23 protein-coding genes are annotated in these 22,080 nt (G+C 39.8%); 17 read left to right on the top strand and 6 right to left on the bottom strand.

The genetic code is table 11. The annotated features are described in order from the left end of the window. Positions 1-20: 20 nt before the first annotated feature. From QZ995_RS11745 to QZ995_RS11680, 14 genes are all read left to right on the top strand, one after another. Positions 21-767 (top strand): beta-ketoacyl synthase N-terminal-like domain-containing protein, encoded by a 747-nt coding sequence (locus tag QZ995_RS11745; RefSeq protein WP_301806939.1) that lies wholly within the window; start codon positions 21-23, stop codon positions 765-767. Positions 768-782: 15 nt separating this feature from the next. Continuing rightward, complete coding sequence (locus QZ995_RS11740) at positions 783-1,913, top strand: beta-ketoacyl synthase N-terminal-like domain-containing protein (protein ID WP_301806936.1); 1,131 nt, start codon at positions 783-785, stop codon at positions 1,911-1,913. A gap of 74 nt (positions 1,914-1,987) precedes the next feature. After that, complete coding sequence (locus tag QZ995_RS11735) at positions 1,988-2,989, top strand: ABC transporter ATP-binding protein (protein ID WP_301806933.1); 1,002 nt, start codon at positions 1,988-1,990, stop codon at positions 2,987-2,989. Further along, positions 2,967-3,788: an ABC transporter permease gene (locus tag QZ995_RS11730; protein WP_301806931.1), complete on the top strand. Its 822-nt coding sequence runs from the start codon at positions 2,967-2,969 to the stop codon at positions 3,786-3,788. Before QZ995_RS11735 ends, QZ995_RS11730 begins: the two co-directional genes overlap by 23 nt. A gap of 2 nt (positions 3,789-3,790) precedes the next feature. Next, positions 3,791-4,603 (top strand): ABC transporter permease, encoded by an 813-nt coding sequence (locus tag QZ995_RS11725; protein ID WP_301806930.1) that lies wholly within the window; start codon positions 3,791-3,793, stop codon positions 4,601-4,603. A 26-nt stretch (positions 4,604-4,629) separates the two neighbouring features. After that, positions 4,630-5,640, top strand: coding sequence for a MupA/Atu3671 family FMN-dependent luciferase-like monooxygenase (locus QZ995_RS11720; protein WP_301806928.1), 1,011 nt, complete (start codon positions 4,630-4,632; stop codon positions 5,638-5,640). A gap of 16 nt (positions 5,641-5,656) precedes the next feature. Beyond that, positions 5,657-5,920: an acyl carrier protein gene (locus tag QZ995_RS11715; RefSeq protein ID WP_301806925.1), complete on the top strand. Its 264-nt coding sequence runs from the start codon at positions 5,657-5,659 to the stop codon at positions 5,918-5,920. After that, positions 5,920-7,035 (top strand): aminoacyl--tRNA ligase-related protein, encoded by a 1,116-nt coding sequence (locus QZ995_RS11710; RefSeq protein ID WP_301806923.1) that lies wholly within the window; start codon positions 5,920-5,922, stop codon positions 7,033-7,035. The genes QZ995_RS11715 and QZ995_RS11710 overlap by 1 nt, the downstream gene beginning before the upstream one ends. A 39-nt stretch (positions 7,036-7,074) precedes the next feature. After that, positions 7,075-8,280, top strand: a complete 1,206-nt coding sequence (locus tag QZ995_RS11705; RefSeq protein ID WP_301806922.1) for an aldehyde dehydrogenase family protein — start codon at positions 7,075-7,077, stop codon at positions 8,278-8,280. A gap of 20 nt (positions 8,281-8,300) precedes the next feature. Beyond that, positions 8,301-10,016 carry a thiamine pyrophosphate-binding protein gene (locus tag QZ995_RS11700; protein ID WP_301806919.1) on the top strand — a complete coding sequence of 572 codons (1,716 nt, stop codon included), beginning with the start codon at positions 8,301-8,303 and terminating at the stop codon, positions 10,014-10,016. A 56-nt stretch (positions 10,017-10,072) separates the two neighbouring features. After that, on the top strand, positions 10,073-11,035 hold the full coding sequence (locus QZ995_RS11695) for a hypothetical protein (RefSeq protein ID WP_301806917.1): 963 nt from the start codon (positions 10,073-10,075) through the stop codon (positions 11,033-11,035). 32 nt (positions 11,036-11,067) lie between these two features. After that, on the top strand, positions 11,068-11,637 hold the full coding sequence (locus QZ995_RS11690) for a hypothetical protein (protein WP_301806915.1): 570 nt from the start codon (positions 11,068-11,070) through the stop codon (positions 11,635-11,637). 31 nt (positions 11,638-11,668) lie between these two features. Beyond that, positions 11,669-12,811 (top strand): hypothetical protein, encoded by a 1,143-nt coding sequence (locus QZ995_RS11685; protein WP_301806912.1) that lies wholly within the window; start codon positions 11,669-11,671, stop codon positions 12,809-12,811. Positions 12,812-12,842: 31 nt separating this feature from the next. Then, entirely contained in the window at positions 12,843-14,198 is a 1,356-nt protein-coding gene (locus QZ995_RS11680) for a class I adenylate-forming enzyme family protein (RefSeq protein ID WP_301806910.1), read from the top strand. Between the two features lie 134 nt (positions 14,199-14,332). Here the strand turns inward: QZ995_RS11680 and QZ995_RS11675 are convergent, their stop codons facing one another. Further along, on the bottom strand, positions 14,333-14,497 hold the full coding sequence (locus QZ995_RS11675; RefSeq protein ID WP_301806907.1) for a hypothetical protein: 165 nt from the start codon (positions 14,495-14,497) through the stop codon (positions 14,333-14,335). A gap of 556 nt (positions 14,498-15,053) precedes the next feature. Between QZ995_RS11675 and QZ995_RS11670 the strand changes: the two genes are divergently transcribed. From QZ995_RS11670 to QZ995_RS11660, 3 genes are all read left to right on the top strand, one after another. Beyond that, complete coding sequence (locus QZ995_RS11670) at positions 15,054-15,188, top strand: hypothetical protein (protein ID WP_301806906.1); 135 nt, start codon at positions 15,054-15,056, stop codon at positions 15,186-15,188. A gap of 187 nt (positions 15,189-15,375) precedes the next feature. Next, positions 15,376-15,729, top strand: coding sequence for an HAD family hydrolase (locus tag QZ995_RS11665; protein ID WP_301806904.1), 354 nt, complete (start codon positions 15,376-15,378; stop codon positions 15,727-15,729). A gap of 51 nt (positions 15,730-15,780) precedes the next feature. Then, positions 15,781-16,473 (top strand): M24 family metallopeptidase, encoded by a 693-nt coding sequence (locus QZ995_RS11660; RefSeq protein WP_301806900.1) that lies wholly within the window; start codon positions 15,781-15,783, stop codon positions 16,471-16,473. Positions 16,474-16,623: 150 nt separating this feature from the next. Here the strand turns inward: QZ995_RS11660 and QZ995_RS11655 are convergent, their stop codons facing one another. The 5 genes from QZ995_RS11655 to QZ995_RS11635 all read right to left on the bottom strand — a co-directional run bounded on the left by QZ995_RS11655 (position 16,624) and on the right by QZ995_RS11635 (position 20,960). Next, complete coding sequence (locus tag QZ995_RS11655) at positions 16,624-17,178, bottom strand: metal-dependent hydrolase (protein WP_301806898.1); 555 nt, start codon at positions 17,176-17,178, stop codon at positions 16,624-16,626. Positions 17,179-17,382: 204 nt separating this feature from the next. Next, positions 17,383-18,240 (bottom strand): 1,4-dihydroxy-6-naphthoate synthase, encoded by an 858-nt coding sequence (locus tag QZ995_RS11650; RefSeq protein ID WP_301806897.1) that lies wholly within the window; start codon positions 18,238-18,240, stop codon positions 17,383-17,385. Beyond that, a complete protein-coding gene (locus tag QZ995_RS11645; RefSeq protein WP_301806894.1) occupies positions 18,237-18,953 on the bottom strand; it encodes a futalosine hydrolase in 717 nt (238 codons plus the stop codon). Before QZ995_RS11645 ends, QZ995_RS11650 begins: the two co-directional genes overlap by 4 nt. 164 nt (positions 18,954-19,117) lie before the next feature. After that, a complete protein-coding gene (locus tag QZ995_RS11640) occupies positions 19,118-19,861 on the bottom strand; it encodes a hypothetical protein (protein ID WP_301806891.1) in 744 nt (247 codons plus the stop codon). Positions 19,862-19,976: 115 nt separating this feature from the next. Next, complete coding sequence (locus QZ995_RS11635; protein ID WP_437124732.1) at positions 19,977-20,960, bottom strand: glutaminase; 984 nt, start codon at positions 20,958-20,960, stop codon at positions 19,977-19,979. Between the last annotated feature and the right edge of the window lie 1,120 nt (positions 20,961-22,080).

The following is a 22,080-nucleotide window of genomic DNA, read 5'->3' as shown; positions in this document are numbered from 1 at the left end:
AACTATGAGAGGATAAGTCGATGGGTAAGGAATCGATTACAGTTGTGACCGGATATCATTTTTGTATAAATAAAGAACGAATGGTCTCGAATAAATGGTTTGGCAAAATAAGTAATATGGGATTCACCTCAACATATACACAAAAACCGTTTAAAATTCATCAAAAATTGACACCGTTTCTTCTGCAATCCGTTGCTTACGTTGTTTCTGTATTAAAGCAGAATAATCTTTTACCCAGGCCAGATCGAAGAGGAGTCATTATGAATGTGCCTAATGCTGTCTCTGCAGAAATTGACTCTTACCTCAATGCTTTCCATCAACCGCGCAGAAGAATTAGACCTCATCAGAGCTTAGCTATCGATTCAAGTTCTCCAACCGCACTTGTTACACTGCAATTCAACTTTAAAGGACCCTCTGCTACATTAACTGATCGGTATGGCGGCTTGAGTGGTTTAGGTTGGGCATACAATCTGTTAAGGGAGAATCGTTCTGATTTAATGATAGTAGTTGATGTAGACCGAGAGTCCTCCTTAACAGATGATTTTGTTGGAAGTATCAGCGTTGCGGCGTTAATAAAGGAGTCTTCCACGGGAGAGATAGTACCAGTTGGAAAACTAACGGATTGGACATTTGGATATCCGAGAAAAGACAGTTTATACGGCAATAAACTAGAACAGGTAATGACCTGGATGGAATTGAAAAACTCATCGCCATGGTTTGGTTATGTCGATCCTGACAACTGGGCAATTTGCTTTACAAAATCATAGGGGGGGGAGCAAAAAATGAGAGTGGGTATCGCTGGTTTAGGTATCGTTTCTCCTTATGGATTCGGTTTTGAGCTATTTACCAAAGGTCTGCTTGCCGGGAAAAATGCCCTTGCCTCCTTAACCAGATTTGATGCTCAAGGGTTTCGCTCTCAAATAGGCGGACAAGTTGACTTTCAAAGTGACAAATTGGAGGAATCAATAGCGCAGTTTTGGTTGAACAAGTCCTTACAGGAGGCAATGGAGCAAGCAGAGTGCAAGCTAGAGATGTGGCGTGACTGCAAAAAAGCCATTATCTTACCAGTTGTCTGCGGGGATTCTATGTCGGGATTGGAAGAAAGGGCCGAGGTATGGGTGAAAGACCCTCTGGAGTTCCTTCCTTTTGAATGGCGTGAGCAAACACCCGTATTACGTTTATCAGCAGCATGTTCTTCTATCAGTTCTGCAATCGCGATGGCAAAAAGTCTTGTCTCACAAGGAAAACTAGATATGGTAATGATTGCACGAGCAGAACTGCTAAATGAATATGAATATGCTTCGCTCGATATTGTTAAGGCTATTTCAACTGAGACAGCGCGTCCCTTTGATCAAAATCGTAGTGGAATTTTAATAGGAGAAGGGGCGGGAGTCATTTTACTTGAGTCAGAGGAATGCCTGCGAGCTCGTGGGAAAAAGCCACTAGCATGGGTAGATGGAATTAGTCATATCATTAGTGGGTATGAAACAAATATGGTTGAGCTAGATAAAGTCAGTGCGATACATACGATGAGTGAGGCGTTAGAGGATGCAAAGCGTAAAAAAATCGATTGTATTCAGGCTCATGCAACAGGTACCCCTCAAGGTGATCTCGTTGAAGCAGTAGGCATTGTGGAGGCTATAGAGGAGGGGAATATGATCCCGGTAAGTTCCCATAAAGGGGCAATTGGACATTTGTTGCGCTGTTCAGGAGTAATGGGATTAGCCGCAGGGGTCCTTTCTTTGCAAAAGAACGTTATTCCAGCAACTCTTGGTTTGATAAATCTCGACCCGGCTTGTCCTGTTCAGGCAGTGATCGGACATAGTATGAAGGCAACAGTAGAGTCTGTGCTTATCAACAGTTTTGGTTTCTGCGGAAATTATGTATCTATGGTAGTTACCTCCCCTAAATAGTGAGAAACATAAGCATGAGCAATGCATTGCGATATAAAAAATTTATAAGATAGTGTCGGAAAGTAGGAGGAAATATGAGTTTTATACACGTTTCTAATCTGCAGAAAGAGTATGCTTATTACAGAAAGGAGGTCGGGTTGCTTAACTCTATTAAAAACCTATTCCATCGGGAAAAGCTGGTTAAGGAAGCGGTACAAAAAATTTCATTTGATATCGATGAGGGAGAGATGATGGCTTTTCTCGGACCAAATGGAGCAGGAAAAACAACAACTTTGAAAATTTTATCGGGCATCTTGCATCCTACTGGTGGTGAAGCAACTGTGATGGGATATGTTCCATGGGAACGTAAAAAGGAATTTAAAATGAAATTTTCGATTGTTATGGGACAAAAAAGTCAGCTATGGTGGGATTTACCCGCTAATGAATCCCTATTCTTAAATAAATTCATTTACGAAGTAGAAGATCGAGAGTATCAAAAGACGTTGGAAGAGCTAACAGAATTACTTGATGTCAAGGATGTTCTAGATGTACAAGTGAGAAGACTTTCCTTGGGAGAACGAATGAAGCTAGAATTGGTGGCTGCATTAATTCATCGACCTAAGGTTATTTTCTTGGACGAGCCTACAATTGGATTAGACCTTATCTCACAGAAGAGCATCCGTAAATTTCTGAAGTATTACAATGAAGAGACGAAGGCTACGATCATTCTGACAACGCATTATATGAAAGATGTAGAAGACCTTTGCAAACGCGCTATTATTATCAATCAAGGAAAGATTGTTTATGATGGCAACTTAAACAAAGTAAACGAATTGCTGAATCAGAAGAAGCTCGTTAAGATTCAATTCTCTGACCCTGTTCAACAATCAGCTGTAGAAGCTTACGGAATTGTGAGGGAGCACAACGAATTTGAAAGTCTTATCGAGCTTGACCGTGAATTCTTAAAGCAAAACTCCAAGCTGATATTGGAGCATTTGCCTGTAAGTGACATTAATGTAGAGGATATCCCCATAGAAGATAGCATTACGATTTTGTATAAGAAGGATGAGAAAAATGAGAAGGTTGCGCAGTTTTAGGAAATACATTCATACCTTTCAATTAGGGATACAGACAGCAGTGGAATATCGAGCTAATTTTGTGTTGGGAATTGTGGGAAGTGTATTCTCCATCACCATATTAACCTACTTATGGACAGCTATTTTTGATAGTCAAAGTCCCGGGTCCACCGTTTTTGGATATACCTATCGGGAGATGATTACTTATACACTGATTGCGGCAGTGACTGCCAAGATTATTCAAGCTGGTTTTGAGTATGATGTAGCGGAAGATATAAAGGAGGGTGGGCTTAATAAATTTATCATTAGACCGATTGGATATCTTCCTTACAAAATTTATTCGTTTCTTGGTTCTAAGTTAATTTATATTGTGGTCAGCTTTTGTTTAATCTTTCTCATTTTATTCATCTTAAATAGACTGATCCAAGTAGAGATTAACCTCGTTAATATCGGTTATTTTCTGATTACACTTTTACTTGCTCTCGTATTAAACTTCTTTATCTTCTTTAGCATCACTACCATAGCCTTTTGGCTTGAAAATGTTTCTTATATTTTTGAAGCTCCGAAAATTTTGCTTGTAATATTAAGCGGAGGGATCTTTCCGCTAGATGTCTTCGATGATACAATTCTCTTCTTTCTAAACTATTTGCCATTTAAATATACAGTCAATTATCCAGTAGATGTGCTTATTGGGAAGTACCAGGGGATGGAACTGGTGACAGGTATGGGGCTACAAGTATTCTGGATTATCGCTTTTGCAGTTCTCTCCAAATTGTTATGGGGCATCGGTATTAAAAAATATATAGCTATAGGTGGATAAACATGGCATGGGTTAAAGAAGTGAAAAAAATGTTGAAAATTTACTATCTATTTTGTAAAAACTGTTTGATGGCGCAGATGGAATATCGTTTTAATTTTTTTGTCGGAGTCATTGTGGAGAGTGGTTTTGTATTATCCAAGTTGATTTATATCTTTGTGATATACCAGTCAGGTTTGATTATTGAAGGATTAAGCAGAGATTCTATTCTATTGTTCTCTGGTACATTTATGCTGGTTACAGGGGTATATGTTAGCCTTTTCGTTGTTAATTTTTTTAAAATCTCAGAGGATTATATACACGAAGGAAAACTAGATTTATACATTACAAAACCAATATCCCTACAATTTCTTACCACAATGAGATATATAGATTTTGGCTTGGCGATTCCTAATCTGATTGTCGGAAGTGTGCTGTTGGTAATGGGATGGAGTCGATTAGGAATTGAGGTTAGCTTGGCTAATATCGCAGGCTACACCCTATTTTTAATCGGAGGAATTGTAATTAGTTACACGGTCATGTTGATTCCGCACCTCTTTTCGTTTTGGTTTATTAAAACATCGGCTGTGAATGATTTGAGCAATGATATTTGGGAATTTGGGCACATGCCAGCAAGAATCTATGGTAAGACAATCCAGATCATCGGTATTTACATTATTCCGTTATTTTTAGCAAGTAACTTTGGACCATTGTATCTCTTAAATCAATTAAGCATGGTAAATATGATGTGGGGTATTCTTGCTCCGCTAGCATTGTTGCTTTTGACTCGATTATTGTGGAAGGCAGCGGTTCGGAATTATTCTAGTGCAAGCAGTTGATTTTTTAAAAGAGAGGTGAAACATTAATGAAATTCTCAGTTAGCTTTTTTTCGAACGTAAATGATACTACAGCCCAAAACATACAGGATCACTATGAATTTCTATTCGAAGTAATCCAATATGTGGAGAAGCATGACTGGTATGGTGTCTGGTTTCCTGAGAGGCATTATCATACCTTTGGTGGGTTATTTCCTAGTCCATCTGTTTTTGCAGCGGCTGTAGCAAGAGAAACAAAGAAACTCCGCATTCAAGTTGGAAGCGTTATATTGCCTCTCCATTCACCCATTCGAATTGCAGAAGAATGGGCAATGGTGGATCAATTGTCAAAAGGGCGCGTAAGTATTTCGTTTGCTTCTGGCTGGAACCCCAATGATTTTAAAGAAAATCCAGAGCATTTCGATCAGCGGAAAATACGAATGTGGCAAGGAATAGAAAGAATTGAAAATCTCTGGGATAACAAAGAAACAGATGTAACTATATTCCCAAAACCCTATCAACAACAAATCCCGATTTATGTAACAGTAGCTTCTTCTAAAGAGACTTGTTATGAGGCTGGAAAACATGGATACCATTTGTTAACCCATTTTATTTTTAATGATATGAATGATGTAAAGCAAAAGATTGAATTGTATCATGCTGGATTACGTGAGGGAGGTCATAGCATAGAAGACAAAGATGTAACTATCCTGCTTCACACTTATCTTGATCATGATCTTGAAATGGTAGAACAGACTGTAAAGAATGCTTTTTTTGAGTATCAGCATGCATTCCTGTCATTGGCAGAGGCTGCCCCCCATTATGAAAGCAAACGAGAAGAAGAGATTGCAAAAACAATGATGCTTAGGAAATATTCTCCTCATTATTCCTTGCTAGGTACTCCAGAGACTTGTTCAGCCGTATTAAGGAAGCTAGAGGAGATCGGGGTTACGCAAGTTGCTGCGCTGATAGACTTTGGATTACAAAGACAGAAAATCATGGAGAGCTTGGAACGATTGCAGATACTTGTAAAAGAGAAGAATGCCCAGACTATTCAATGAAAGGGAATGAAAGAAAATGGCACAAGCGAAGATACGTAAAATCCTACAAGAACTGCTTGAAATCAAGGAACCTATTACTGAATGTGACGACTTAACAAAAATGGGGTTAGACTCTATGACTACAATTCGTTTAATTGTAGCACTAGAGCAAGCGTTTGATCTGGAATTTAGTGAGGAAGATCTCTTGTTGGAAAATTTTCGGACTGTTGAGAAAATAAGTAGTTTAATTAATGAAAGACAATCAAAGAAATTAGTTTATACAGAAAAGAGTGAGTGCTAATGAAAAAACAGTATCATGTAGCCGGAACACTTTCTCAATCGCAAGCAGAAGCGATTACTTCGAAATTGGTGTATAGCCTTGAGGGGATTTCTCATTGCTCCTTCTATCCTGAAACAAAGCAAATTGAAATTGACATCGTTGATAAAAGTAAAGAAACACAGATTGACCAGATTATTCAGACCATGATTGAGGAGCAAAAGAATATCCGTTCTTTTCCTAATCGGATCATACGAAAGACCGATGGAGACATCACAAAAATAATAGTCAATGAGCAAGAAATGCTAGCAGAGTTTTCAGAGCTTATTCGAAAGGAGCCTGCTGTTACTTTATATGAGGCATTACAACGTCTTTTTACGGAATATGCAGAATCTAAACAAGCGAGGGCGAGAATATATTCGTCTTTAATTCCCAGACAGACAATGGAAAAATGCCAGTATGTGAAAAACTTCCCCCAAAACCTTTATGTAGTTGCGGAATTTCCTCATGAGTATGAAGTGCTTAATCAGGTTGGTCAAACCGATAACTATGAAGAATATACTCGTTGTAGTGAGTATCTTCTTTCACCAGCTCTATGTTTTCATTGCTATGAGGAGTATTCTAATCAGACATTGCACGAACCATTATTACTTAGTACAGAAGGGGTTTGTTTTCGTCATGAGGCACCATGGCGTTTGGGAAAACATCGACTTCATAATTTTCGAATGAGAGAGTTTGTTTTTATGGGGAATGAGTCCTTTGTGGAAGAAACAAGGTCCTTTTTTTTAGATTTAATATGGAAATTATTTGTTAATTTGGGATTTAGTGGTTATATAGAGACAGCACATGATCCTTTTTATTTTCCTCATCATGCTGAGAAAAGTCAGTATCAGCTAATGGCTCACATGAAATATGAGCTAATTATCTCAACTGACATGGGGAATTTTTCAATTGCGTCCTTTAATAATGTAAAAGACACGCTATGTAAAGAGTTTGGCATAACTGAACCAAATGGTTCAATATTGCATTCAGGATGTGTGGCTTTTGGGATTGATCGGTGGGTATACGCCTTGCTGGCTGTGTATGGTACACAGCTTCATGAATGGCCTGCTCAGATAAGAGAAATTTTGGATTTGTAAATTCTTACCTTTAAATAAATAGAAGGAGGCTTATTACTAATGATTTTTGCTACAAACGAAAGAGACGTGCAATTAAAACGATTGGACAAGCTTATTTCAGGAATCCGAATGAATAAAGCAGAACTGTTAGAAATTTTAACGGAGATTGCTACTTATGATAGTGCTGAGGCTGAGATAGAATCTTCCATCTCTACTCTACTTGGAGCTGAACAAGAAGTGGAGCGTTACAATCCTCCTCCTATTAATCGGATTGCAGTTTATCATTCATCAAACGTTTTATTGTACTCCTATGTCTTATATGCTGCTATTCCAAGTTTATTTTGCAAGGAAATCTTGATCAGACCCTCTACAAAAGCTTTATCTACAATGGTAAAGCTTCATGATTTCATAATGAAACAGGCGGATATGCCATCCCAGCTACTCCCTATTTCTCAACGGAAATTTAGAGAACAGGCAGGACGACCTGATGTAGTTGTCTTTACAGGGAATTATGAGAATAGTTTGAAGGTGCAAAAAACCTATCCCCACTCTTTGTTCTTGTATTTCGGAGCGGGAATTAATCCATTTATCGTTGGACAAAAAGCAAATCTAGCAGATGCTTCTAAGCGAGCTGTAGCTGCACGTGTCTATAATTCGGGACAGGATTGTATGTGCCCAAACGTTTATTTTGTCCACGAGAATATAAAAGAGAATTTTCTAGATACACTGATTCAGGACATTAAAGAATTACGGAGTGGTAAGCGAAATGAACCAGGTAATGTAATAGCTCCGTTATTTTATGAGGGGTTGTCAGAGCAGGCACAGGAGTATCTCACACCAATAAAAGATCGTATTGTTTACGGTGGAGCGGTGGATTTGTCCAGTAATTATGTAGAGCCTACTATTATCGTGTCCTCTCTTGAAAAAATTGGTGAGGTAATTGAGTTTTTCTGTCCGATCTTTCATGTTGTAACTTATCGGGATGAACAAGAGGTAATAGATTGGTTACATGCTCCTGAGCGTGTAGAGAGTACTCTTGGTGCTTCTGTTTTTGGAATACCAGAACTAGCTGAAAAATTACGCTCTACCCACATCGTGTCAGAGAATTTAAGCCTGTACGATATTGAAAACGGAAATAGTCCGTTTGGTGGTTATGGCTTACAGGCGAATTATGTGTGTTACCAAGACAGTTTTACTAGTCGTCCTCTTTTAATCTCCAAAGAAGTATCAGCTGCATTCGGCAATAAGGAACTACTTCATTCATAACTAAAGAAGGATGTGAAGTAATGGAAGCAATAGAAAGTTTGACGATCTGGGATGCTTATGCGAGTGTACTGGCAGAACAGGGCATAACAAAGCTGTTTGGTATGGTCGGAGATGGCGGGGGGTTAATTGAATCCGCTTATAAAAAGGAAGGATTAGGCATTTTCACGGCACGTGACCAGCGAATAGCGGTTGGAATGGCAATGGGACATGCTCAGGTGTCAGGGAATCCAGCCGTGCTTGTTACTAGCCCAGGACCTGGAATTGCAAACTGCATAATGGGGGTTTTAGAGGCATATTCGGCCGCTGTACCTTTAATCATAATCTCCAATGCTACTGCACGGAACATGCGGGGTGAAGGGGCATTTCAAGAAACCAATTCCATTGCCATGATGCAACCCATGACGAAATGGTGCTATCGTGTAGAGCATCCAGAGAAAGCCATTTGGGCTTTGCGACGTGCTGTTTTTCTAGCTATTAATGGAAAACCGGGGCCAGTCTATCTTGAGATTCCAGATGATCTAACATGGATGGAGCTAAGCAGTGAAGCGTTCTCTGATGTTGATAAAAGAAACCTTGATGCACAAGGACCGATTTTTTCGCAGCCTGAAGAAGAGAGTATACGGAATTTATTCACGCAACTAACGAAAGCAAAGCGTCCTATCCTCCTATTAGGAGGTGGGTGTCAACATCGTCCGTTTGTATCTGAATTAACAATCTCTTTAGCAGAGGCACACGGATTAGCTATCTTTACTACAGCATCTGGAAGAGGAATCATAGATGAGAGGCATCCCAACGCTTTTGGAAATGTAGGCCTGTATACGTTACCGGAAATTAAGAAGCTCCTTTTTGAGGCAGATTTGATTATAGCGATTGGAACTCAGTTAGAGGAGACAGCTTTAATGGGATGGAAGGAGGCCTTATTACATACATTCTTTGTACATATTGATTGCCATTATGAGTCGCTGGAACGTTCTGTTCATGCCAATTACAGGTTGCTTGGAGATGCCCAGCTGTTTTTGCAACTCCTGTGGAAAATGTCATGCGAGAATCTGAATTGGGTAACGACTAACAAAAATGAGTGGATAAAAAGAATGCAGGAGGTAAAAAAAGAAGCTCTGTCAGTATGGGCAGAAGCAGAAGACATAAAAGCACCTGTGAGAAGGATGCTTAAGGGAATCGAACATGAATTTGGAGAGAATGTCATCTTGGTTCAAGATAATGGGCTACATGATATGTGGGGCTATTCGTATCCTGTTTTTACGGTTGCTCCGCCTAGCCGCACAGTGGTTCCCGGTGAACAAACAGCCCTAGGTTTACCGATGGGGATATCCTTAGGAGCTAAGATTGCTGCTAGAAAAGCCAATGTTATTGCCTTACTTGGAGACGGTTCGTTTGAAATGGGGTATTCAGCTGTGGGTTGTGCCGCTGAGCATCAATTGGGTATCACTTTTATTGTCATAAATAATGGTGGATTTTCTTGGCCAAGATTTCAGCAAAGCATGAGCGAAATAGAAATAGGCTGCTCTTTTCAAATAGAGCTAGACTATGCAGCTTTAGCTAAATCGGTTGGCGGCTATTATGCGAAGCTAACTGACCCAAATGAGTACCAAAATGCATTAAAAGAAGCAAGGCTGTATACAGAACAAAATAAAATTGCTTTGCTAGAATTACTAGTTAATTGGGATCAAGATTTACCAATTACGGTGATGATGCAATATGGAGACAAAGAACAGTAAGTATGTCTCATGGGAACAAAGGTATGTAGATGACTAAATAAGCTAGGAGGAATCCTATGAATCTGGCTATTCCCACACACCATCCTGTCATGTATAACAAGCGAAAGGAATTTTTAGATTGCTTAGAGTATCTTATTTGTTCTTATATTCAAGGATTTGGAGTGCCGTATCACTGGCTTTTGTCCGACAGATGGGGATTTTATTATCGAAGCATTGATGATTTTACAGCAGCCAAGGAAGAGGTATTAATACCTTTTCCAGATACATTACAAAAAATTTACAAGGCTGAGTTCTTTCATTATGAAAAACGAGAGCTATTGGATGTAGTGAAGGAAACCATTAATCAAAACCGACATCTTTTCACTGTTGTGGACGGTAGATTCTTTCCATGGTATACGGATATGGAAATTTTCTCTCATTTTGTTTTAATTCAGGACTATGATCCTGTATCCAAGCTTTTTTATATAACAGATTTATGGCCGTATGAATTTTCTGGCTGGTTCCCGATTGAACCTACCAAACAAGCTTATGAAGTAGAAGGCAGGTATAGCTTTACATTGACAGAACCATCTCTACAAATCAATGACGAACTGCTTCGACAGCAATTTAGATCCGTGTGTAAAAAAATTACTGGTACTGATACCGGATATGTGGGCTATCTCAGCGGACAAAAAGCACTCCTTGCGTGTCAGCAAGATATGATATTGCATGGGAAAGACTTAGGAGCTCATCTGGATAAAATATTTGACATGCTAAAACGAGTAATAAACTATCGGGATGGATTTCTTGAATTCATCTTATATGCAGATCAGGATCAAACAAGTCCGGCATACAAAGAAATAGACCCGGCGCTAATTATTTTAGTAGAAGAGACAGTAAATGTTTGGGCTGTCTTTCGAAATTACTTAATTAAGGCAAAGGTTACAGGAAGCACTAATTTTCAAAAACAAATTGATTGGGTGAATAAAATCATTGAAAAAGAAAAAGAAGTTTATGAAAACATAATCAAATATTTCTAAAATGATAGAAAAGCAATTGAGGTGCTTGAACAATGGATATGAGAGAGGCACATATAATTGATTTGGCATCCATTTATAATACAAAAGGAGTATCAATCCAAGACCCAAAGCTGGTTGCTCAGCTGGATCATATACACAGCAGCATTCCAGGAGAGATATTTCCAAGCGATGAAGTAATTTCATACCAAGGAATCCCTTTTGCCTTTCCATTAACTGAAGCGGTTGATAACGATGTTATAAGTTGTGATGGCCAAATCATTGAAGTAAACGCTCAAAGTTCCTTTCAAACCTTAGCTTTCCTCGGTTTTTCATTATTCGGCGATTATCAGGATAAATTTACAATTCATTATGTGGATGGGGTGGAAGAAGAAGCGCGATTTGGTTTAACTAACTGGAAACAGTATAAAACTGGAACGCCACTATTTGGAGAGCAGATAGCAATGTCTCTCCCCTATTATGTAGAGAACATGATCCTTACTGAACTACCAAGAACCGTTTGGCTGCAAAAAATAACTCTTCAGCATTCGGGGTACATCAAGCAAGTTATACTGCCAAGCAATCCATATTTGATTGTAATTGCTCTTACCCTGTGTAACGTATAGAGCCTACCGTTGGAAAGGAAGCGTTACAGCAATGAAAATACAACCATTTGCACCAGAAAGAAAAGCTCCGTATTACTCCATTTGTCTTCATGTCATCTTGCATGAGCGATTAAGGCATGAGGGAATGGCTAGTTTTCTTAGCTTACATCCTAACCTGGAGATGTATAGTGTTACGGTTTATTCTAAGAAACAAGGCACAATCAACATGCAGTATGGTTTATGGGATGAATATATAGACTCTTTCCGTTTAGGTAAGCTGGGTTACGGAATCAGCCCGGAGCATATGGGTTATGAAGTAGAGAATGTCTCGTTTGCTTCCTATGAGGAAGGAAAATTATCCATTATTCGTAATATTCAAAACAAAAAACTTTCCTTGATTGGTGCTTCATATTTTCATCTGCCTTATAGCGAATTTTATCATAGTGATAAGTATCTAATAGATTACAGTTCTCTCCACCCCGGAATTACGAAGCATTGGATATCTGTATATGGGATAGATGAGCAGAAAGCACTGATCTATGATGGTGTTCCGGGAGATTACGTTGGAAGTATACAACTTCGGGACTTTGAAGCGTGCTGGCGTGGAGATCGAGCTATAAAACAATTAGAAAACAATTCGAAAGTACAGGGGAAAAAAGAGTTTCAAATGCTACAGCTATATGAAGTTTCAAAAATAGGTCAAGGTGACGTCATGAAACTAATGGAGGGTGTAGCCGCTACAGTTGCTTTTGAATATACCCGGGGGTTGATCATTCGAGAAAATAGCGAAACACATTACTTTGGAAGAAGTGCAATTCATCAGTTAGTAGAGGATTTGGGCTCCTATTTACAGGATGATCAACTAGGAGGGGAACATCTTTCTGATTATGGTCAAGCTGTTCTGGAAATAAAGCTGATGCGCTACTATTATCTGGATTTGCTTAAAGATTTAGTAATGTTATACGGTTTTGTTTATGAGGAGGACTTGGCCCAGTTTGAGAAGATTGTGAAACGATGGGAAGTCATCAACATTGGTCTGATGAAGCATATTTTACGACAGTCACCACTTAAAAAATTTTTAAAAACAACGATTGAGTCAATAGAGCAAGTGGGGAGGCAGGAGAATCAGTTTTTTATTGAGTTTCTTCACAGACACTCTCATATTTCCTTAGTAGAGCCCATAAAAACAATCTAAATATGATCTTCCAAAGAAGGGAAGAAGCGGATTGATAAATTACGAGGTTTTTGTTGGTAATACATCTTATACAGCTCTTATTAAACAAGAAATACAACAGCTTACGCTTTGTATGAATCGTCAGGGAGTTTCAGCAGGTAATCTGGTTGCGATTGCTATTCACGAACCCATCTCTTGGTTGATTGCCTATTATGCCTGCAAAGAACTGGAGGCAGTTCCTGTTGTGATCGGAAAGGTGGCCGAATTAGACCAACAGCTGGAGATAGTTCAAGCTGACTATGTGTGCTATACAAGCGATCATTACAAGATACTAATTGAGAGCCTATCTGTGGTAAAGGAAAGAGATATACCTAGTAATACAGGGCTCATCTGCAGAACCTCAGGCTCAACTGTAGGGATGCCTAAATATGTGGTCTGGAGTAAAGAAGGGATTAAGTATCAGAAACGGGAGACGACACGAGTATTCGGATACAAAGAGGGAGAACGGCTTCTTTTTACATTGCCACTTTGGGGAGCTTATGGATTAAGTATTGTGGGAGTTTTGGAACACAACAGTATGGATTTGGTTATTCCTGCTAATTTGCGTCCTCGCTCCATAATTACCGTTCTGGAAAAACAAAAAGTCTGCTGGGTAGAAAGTGCTCCTTTTTTTTATCAATCTATGCTTCCTTATCTATTAAAAGAGCAGAGAGGGATTGAAGTAATTGGAGTAAAGGGATGGGGCTGTGGAGGCGACCTGCTTACCCATACTTTTGTTCAACAGTGGGTGAAAATGACAGGTGTTCCCATATTGGATGGTTATGGATTAACGGAAGCGGGTCCTAATGTATCGCTGAATCGTCCATATGATTATTGTTATGGAACCGTCGGCAAACCTCTTATCGGAACAGAAATTACTTTTTCTGAGGATAGAGAGTTGTGGGTTCGAAGCCCTTCAGTAATGCTGGGTTATTATGCCAATGGACAAGTAGATGCTTCGATGCTTCATAATGGCTGGCTGTCTACTGGTGATATGGCAACGAGAGATGAACATGGATACGTGACTATTTTGGGAAGAAAAAAGAATATCATTATTGTCAATGGATATAATGTCAGCCCGGAATATGTGGAAAGAACGATTAGAGAACATGACGGAATAAGAGACATAGCTATTGTAGGGATTCCTCATCCAACACGTGGAAATCGATTGTGTGCTTTTGTAGTGGGGGATGCTTCTCTTACAAAAAGAGATATTGACCTTTTTATAAAGGATAAGGTAGACGAGCCTTCCCGACCAAGTTTTTATGAAATGATCCCCAATCTACCGGTACTAGCTAATGGAAAGACAGACCGAAATCAACTGAAAGGGATAGCTGAAGTCCGATTTGGTCAAGGAAGTTTCGTGTAGCCACCTTTATGTAATAGGACGTTATTGACGGAGACATGCAGTTTCAGATTATCTATCGACAATCCCCTTTTTATGTTAATGACATAAAGCGGGGGCTGTTTTATTTTTCGTTTGAAAAAAGTTATATTAAGGCGTTAAGACTCTGGCCAACTGATCAGCTTGTTCATTTGTTCGTCGGCTGGAGCCCAAGCATTGAGCTGTTCTGGTGAGCAGTCATGTGCCGCAATAGAATGAACCGTATCATAAAAGAGAAAGACCAGTTGCTCTGTATCCGATTCCGTATACATTCGAACGATCATTATCATCTTCCTTTTCATCTTGTAATAAATAAGAAAACAGTATAATGCTATGGAAAAAGGAAAAGCAATCTTTTACAATCATTATATCTGATTTGATATTTTGAAATTAAGCAATGGGGATAACAAGTACCTAATGAGAAGAAGGGAAGCATAGATGAATATTTTTCATTCTGTAAAAGGATTGATCAAGGAAATGCTACCTTTCCTTATGGGGATTCATGAGAGAAGACCTGCAACCTGTTACACGAAATAACTGGCAGTAGATGATTCAGCTTACAGAGTTTGCTTTAGATGTTTCATCAAGGGATGTGCCTTTGTTTTTTCAGATTTTATCAATTGTTTAAGGAAGAAATTCTGCATAACCATTTTTAATATAACGACCTTCTTCCTTCTATTCATTGCTTATCTCCTGCAAAGGTCGGTTTATATTGGGAGACTTTCAAAAGAACTGTTACCTCTTGTTAATGTTAGCTGTCTTATACTTCCATACGATCTCTTATCCTTATTTTATAAAAACGTACCTGAATACGATCAGCCAGTTTCGAGGCTTGATCAATTGACACTGGCCGATTTTTTATCAGATGGATATTGGCATAAGCATGTACAAATGATGAGACAAAGCTATACAGACAAGAAAAATATGTTTCTTCAAGTGATTGACGAATATATGAAGGGACGAGTAGCGGTGTAGGAAAAGATAGAGGGCTACATGTGTTTTTAACTGTGAAAACAAGCCATACATAAAGCAGAATTGCTTGAATTAGGTCGTAAAGGGGGTGAAGGTGTATGGAACGTCTCGATACTGGTTTCAGAGAAAATGTCTGTAGCTCACCATTTTAACTATCGGATTCGCTTTAGTAAAATAAATTCAATCTATTTTGAATGTTTTGGTATTATCCTGTGATCAGCTTGATGTTCTGTCTGCTAGATTGAAAAAACTTGATGAACATTGCATTATCATTCAACTTGCGTTTCCAGATATTACATATAAAGGTGTTAATAAATGGACAGCTTTGCAGCAATGGGGAATTCAGGAAGATCAAATGGTTTGCTTTGGAAACAGTCTGAATGATCTCCCGATGTTTCAAAAGGCTTACTACTCAGTATTGATTGGCAAATGTGAACCTTTGCGAGCTTTTGCGCGAAAGAATATAGCATTTGATGGTCAAATCGAACAAAAAATGATCGCTACATTACGGGAGCTGTGCTTACGATTTGCTGAAGTGAAATAGCCAAAATACCTATACGATCATGTAGAATGGATAGAAAGAGGTGCATTTGCTTTGCAACGACCATTAGAAGAGAGACGTGCAGGATTACGTGAAGCGGAAAGAAAAGCAGAGGAATTATTTAAACAGGTTGAAGAGAAGGGAATATTACGCAGTGGAGTAACTGAAAAGCAGGTGAATAAAGAAATATATGAATTGGCTTTTCAAATGTATGGTATTAAAAAATATTGGCATAAACGGATTGTAAGAGCGGGCAAAAATACACTGTATCCTTACCGCGAGAATCCCCCAGACTTAACTATCTCTGAGGAGGATATTATTTTTCTTGATTTCGGCCCCATTTTTGAAGAATGGGAAGCTGATTTTGGACGGACATACGTGCTTGGAACTGATCCATACAAGCTAAAGCTGCGTGATGATATCGAGAAAGCTTGGCAGGATGGGAAGGACTTTTTCCTATCAAAACCCAATATAACTGGAAGTGAGTTATTCGAATATATGTGTCGACTCGCAGAGCAGTATGGATGGGAATATGGAGGACCGCACGCAGGTCATCTAATAGGGGAATTCCCTCATGAGCGAATTCAAGGGGATGAAGTAGAGAATTACATCCATGCTGATAATAAAATTGTCATGCGAGAGCCTGATAAGGATGGGGGACCGCGAGATTGGATCTTAGAGGTGCATTTTATTGATCGTGAGCGTGAAATCGGAGGGTTTTTTGAGCAGCTCTTAACGGTAGATTAGCCTTGAAGAGGTTTGAATTTTATAAAAAATAAACAGGGAATCAACGAGCTTTCGATAAGAATTAGTAAAAAGAGCGTCCGCATAAAAGGAGACGCTCTTTTTTATTCTTTGTTCTGCCGCAATCATATCAGAAAAGGCAGGTCATTGTTATTAACGTACCAGTAACAAATTGATCAGCTCTGATGCTATTTTCAATAAGGCTTGCAGTTGAATCGCTAATGAACTGCTTAATTCAGCAAACATGTCAGCGTCCATCGATACAACAATGAGCAGAAGGCAGGCGATAAATACGCCTTTTTCTACAGGGCCTCCCGTTTTAAAAGCAAGAGGCAATTTTATTCTTGCTTTACTAAAAGGATAGAACAGCGGTACGCCGGCGACCGTTAATAAATCCCCCACGATATGAAAGAGATATCCAATCCACAAGCCTAAAAATACGTTCTCCTTCATAAAAAATCCAAGGGGAAATAAACAAAGCCAAAAAGGCAGAGCGTGTGTCAGGCCACGGTGCCCTAATGTTTTACTCATCACCCTCGATGTTTTGGATAGTTTTTTCCCTATGTAGGATTTGGGGTGATCAATATCGGGCAATAAGCTTCCCACAGCTATTCCCATTACATAGTCTGTTTGAAATGGGATATCCAAAAACTTGGCTACACATACCCCAGCCAGCATTGAAAAAGCAATGTGCGTTTTATACTTCAAAATGCTCCCCCTCTTTTTGCTGTAAACAAAGAGGGAATAATTCGTACTGCAGATGATACCGCTCTTTGAATAACTTCTGATAAAAAAGAGAACTTTTGTTCTCTTTTTTATGCTACCACTTTTCTTTGCACGTGGGCAGTCTTTTTTGAAATAAATTACTTTTTAGTGGGAAATCATACCGTTTCAAATAAAAAAGAAATTCGATTATCGCAATAATTTCAGATCAAATTCCGGAACAAGCCCTTCTTGTGCAGCGCGGCTTAAAAGAGCAGTTACGGCCGCATATCCATCTTCCCCTAGATCCGCAGTAAATTTGTTTACATACAAATTAATATGGGCTTGGGCTACTGCTGGATCCATTTCCTGAGCATGGTGCATGATATATTCTCTGGACGCTTCTGGATGTGCCCAAGCATACTCTACGGAGGCGCGGGTCCAGCTAGCGATAGCATCCAAGTCTAACGAGCGTCGAGCGATAATGGCACCTAGTGGAATAGGCAGCCCTGTATCCGTTTCCCACCAATTACCTAAGTCAGTCATCAAAGAAAGACTGTATGAAGGATAGGTAAAACGTGCTTCGTGGATGACTAAACCGGCATCAATTTTACCATCGCGTACAGCAGGCATAATTTCGTGGAAAGGCATTACAATAATTTCTCCTACTCCACCGGGCACATTTTGGGCAGCCCATAGACGGAATAATAGATAAGCGGTGGAGCGTTCGCTAGGAACAGCTACGCGTTTGCCGGATAAAGCGGAAGGATCAGCTTGTTGTTGGGATGGCTGATCAATAGCAGACGAGTTTTTCGTTAAGACTAAGGGACCGCACCCTCTACCCAATGCTCCGCCACATGGCAGCAGGGCGTATTCCGACAATACCCAAGGAAGTGCTGCGTAGGAAATTTTAAGAACTTCTGGTCCAGTTAAACTAGCTGCGAGTCCATTCGTGATATCAATATCTGCATACATAACATCCAGGGCTGGAGCTTGGGGAATGAGTCCATGAGCCCAGGCATGAAAAACAAATGTATCATTAGGGCAAGGGGAAAAAGCAATTTTCATCGTAATACCTCCACAAGTACTGAGCTTACTTTTTCAAGAGCTTCCAAAGCTTCTTTGATACGCCAAGCAGATCGGTCGCGTGGACCTACAGGATTAGAAATAGTGCGAATTTCCAATACGGGAATCTCGAATTGCTGTGCGGCAGTTGCTACTCCATATCCCTCCATCGCTTCGGCAGTCGCTCCCGCTGCTCTGCTGGCTATGGCTGTGGCTGTTTCGGCACTGCCTGTTACTGTGGAAACAGTGAGAATTGAGCCGGTATGGGTAAGTAAACCTGAAATTTGCAGGGCTTCTGCTACACGCTTTGCCAGCGTGATGTCTACAGGGATTCGAGCAGAACCAAAACCTAGTTCGTCCAAGCTTAGAAATCCATTAGAGGTTTCGGCACCGAGATCGGCGGCCAGGATTTCATCTGCTACCACCACTGTAGCTATATCTGCTTTCCCTTTAAATCCACCAGCAATCCCAGCGCAAATGACAAGATCATATGTAGTAGCTGCTAAGGTGCGTGCTGTACTGGCTGCGGCACAGACTGCACCGACGCCACCCACTAGAACGTCGAAGCCTTCTGCACCGTGTAAGCCGCGGATTACCGCTTCTTGTTCGGCTTCTACAGAGGTGACGATAAGTATACGTTTTAGTGATCGTGAGGATGGATTGTTCGAGTTTACAAATGTACCCGAAAAGATTTCTGCTGGTTTAACTTGATTCATGTGAACAATCTCCTTTTCATAAACCATAACGTGGGCTCTCGAAAGACTGTATAAAACGAATCCTTTCTATAATAAAGAAGGAAGCGGAATATAAAAGCTTCTGCCTCCAATTATACAAAGTTGAGCCGTTGAGTGAAACACTTTATAAGGAGTTCAAGTCAGAGTTATGCGTTGTCGACTAATGTTTTGGCTACCTGCATCATCTGTTGATGTAACTTTTCATTCCGCTTATTTTCATTAATAGAGTAAGCGAGCTGATACAAAATCCCTTGATGATAAAAAACAATTTCGTCTGCTACTGTATTGTGCAGGTGAACGGAGAGTGTAGATTCATCCCAATCATAGTAGGAGTAGACTAGTGAGCCAGATGTTGTCTTTATGTGTTGAAAGAGAGGTACACCATTCTGCGTTCTCTCGATACGAACCTCATTCCCGATGATATCTGCGGATTGGGAGGCATGTTGATTGGTTTTGTCTATGTTGGCGAAGGGGTCTTCTTTCATCTCGGTCATTCGCAGGATAACAAACTCATTCTCGGCGTTAACAGCCGCATCCCTTTCTTGTGCATAAGTTAGCTGAACCTGCTGGAAAAGCTCCTGTTCATGTTTTTGCTGAAACGTTACCAGATAGGCTGACTCTTTACTTACCGAGAAAGGAAGGAGGGGTGTGTTAATGAGCTGATTTACTGATTTCATCTTTGTTGGCAGATAAGGAGCAAGCTCTTTGGGAGTGATTGGCTTAAAATAGGTGATATTCTCAATGCTGTGAGGCAGGGAAACATGCTCGCTTCTAGCAAACCCACTTCCTTTTACTGTCGGAAGAGAACGTTCGGGAGAGCAGCCGAGCAAACTGAATGTCATTGCAAACAGGAGCAGCAGTGATAGGATTTTTTTACACGGACGTACCATAACTTTGCCACCTTTTTATTTTACATAATACCATTATATGTATATAGATGGATGAAGACATAATAAAAAAGACTCCGATCGTATCTACCGGAGCCTAATGTACTTATCTTTTTAGCTAAAAAATACTCAAATCCCATTGCTGAGCCATTTCTTTTAGCAACAGGGAGCCAGCCACGCTATTGCCAACCTCATCAATCGAAGGACTAAAAATCCCAATTCCGCAACCATCGGCAAAAGGTAAGTCACGGGAGCGATAGCGAGGCGGTACAGCGGAGAGGATACCTCCAGAGACCCCGCTTTTCGTTGGAACGCCAACAAAGGCAGCGAATTTACCAGACGCGTTATACATTCCGCATGTCAGCATTAAGGATTTAGTGAAACGAGCTACGTCCTTAGGAATTACTTGTTCCTGACGAATCGGGTGGTAGCCGTCTAGAGCCAGAATTAAGCCGATCAGGGCCGTATCCTTGGTCGTTACCTCAAGGGCGCACTGTTTTAAATAAACCTCCAGAGCACTCTCCACATCTCCATCTAAGAAACCAATATCCTTCAGATAATAAGCTAAGGCGCGATTACGGTGGGCAGTATTCCACTCTGACTCGAATACCTCTTCATTTAGCACGGGAGCGGTACCGATAAGTTGGATAAACAGCTTGTTGAGTGAATCCATTTTTTGGGCAACAGAATCACCAGCGAGCATAGATGAAACTGTAATGGCCCCCGCGTTTATCATCGGATTGTAGGGACGACCCGGTTTGCTCATTTCTAACCGAATAATAGAATTAAAAGCATCCCCAGTAGGCTCTGCATCAACTCGCTGCAAAACATGGGGAATGCCATATTCCATACATACCGCGACTAGGCTGAGTACTTTAGAAATACTTTGCAATGTGAATGGAGCATCACAATCGCCAGCGGTAATCATCGTTCCATCTGTACCTATTACAGTAACTCCTAGCTGATGAGGATTCATCTTGCCTAGGGCAGGTATATAGTCAGCGCACTTCCCTTGAGAAGCTGCATCTTTAAATTGATCAATCCAATGTAACAATTGAGCAGATACTTGCTGGTGCTGTTCTGTTTCTGACGGTGCCAAGATACTTGGGCTCATCTCAGATGCTCCCCTTTCATATTAAAAATAACTTGAATAACATACCAAGACAGGGGCACTGCCAGTTAGTATGACCCACATTTCCATATTCATATTAACGGTAGTGAAAATCGTCAGCTTAATGTGTCGTGGAACTCTATTTTAAAATCATAGCGGTGTAACAGCAAGTATATTTCCAGAAAAAAAGCTTATTTTTTTCAAGAGAGGGAGAATAGTGGAAAAAAAGAAAAAGCCACCAATGATAGGTGGCTTTATGGTTTCCATATTGTAGCTGTCCCACATGACTTCATGCCGGTGTTTTATAACCTTATTCGAATTCTTTTTCCCTTACGACATATTATCTGGAAAAAGATAGATATAGCATTTTTGAACCTCAAAACAACGAAAGCCCTACCTCTCTTCCGTCCTTACGGCTCCGATGACCGCGCCAGTGTGAATCGGGTAAATCAAAACGCTTGCCTGAAAATGAATTGCTTCTTTTTGGAAAATAGTTTTTGGACGTGAGATTTGAAAAACAGGTGAGAGTAATTCATTTCGAGGAAAAAAGAATTGATTGGATGAAGGTAAAAAATCATCTTAAATATGAAAAACACAAGAATAATCGTAACATGTTGATAAACAAAAAGCAAATTCTATTAAAAAAATAAAAAAAATTTTAGATATGTGTAATTTTACAGAGTAACATTTATGATTTTTTGATATTATTTACTATATGCCAATAAGGACGATGGAGAAATCGACCTATGATTACAGGTAATCCTCCAAATATCTTGTCTTTATTGACGATTCAGATCAACCTACTTTGTGATTGAAGGCATGGGTGAATTTTATGTAATCGTAAGCATAGCTAATAATGTGCTAGCAGTGTGAAACGATTGGATACACAAAATCAGCTTCGTTTGGACAAAAACATGAGTCAATTTCGCGATAGACGAAACCCAAAGCATGGTTCATTGAATATATCGGTATCATATCAAGCTGCGTATAGAGGCAATAAAACACAAGGAGTTAGATATCTTTTTAATGAAGGTATTCCCTCTATGTGCTCTATACCAGAAGAAAGCTCTTGTGTCTATCCATAAAGATTGATGACGAATTGTCTACAAGA

This window comes from Brevibacillus laterosporus (genome assembly GCF_030489605.1).
GTDB lineage: Bacteria > Bacillota > Bacilli > Brevibacillales > Brevibacillaceae > Brevibacillus_B > Brevibacillus_B laterosporus_E.
The sequence above is the reverse complement of the archived record's forward strand: the minus strand, read 5'-3'. Positions and strand labels throughout refer to the sequence as shown.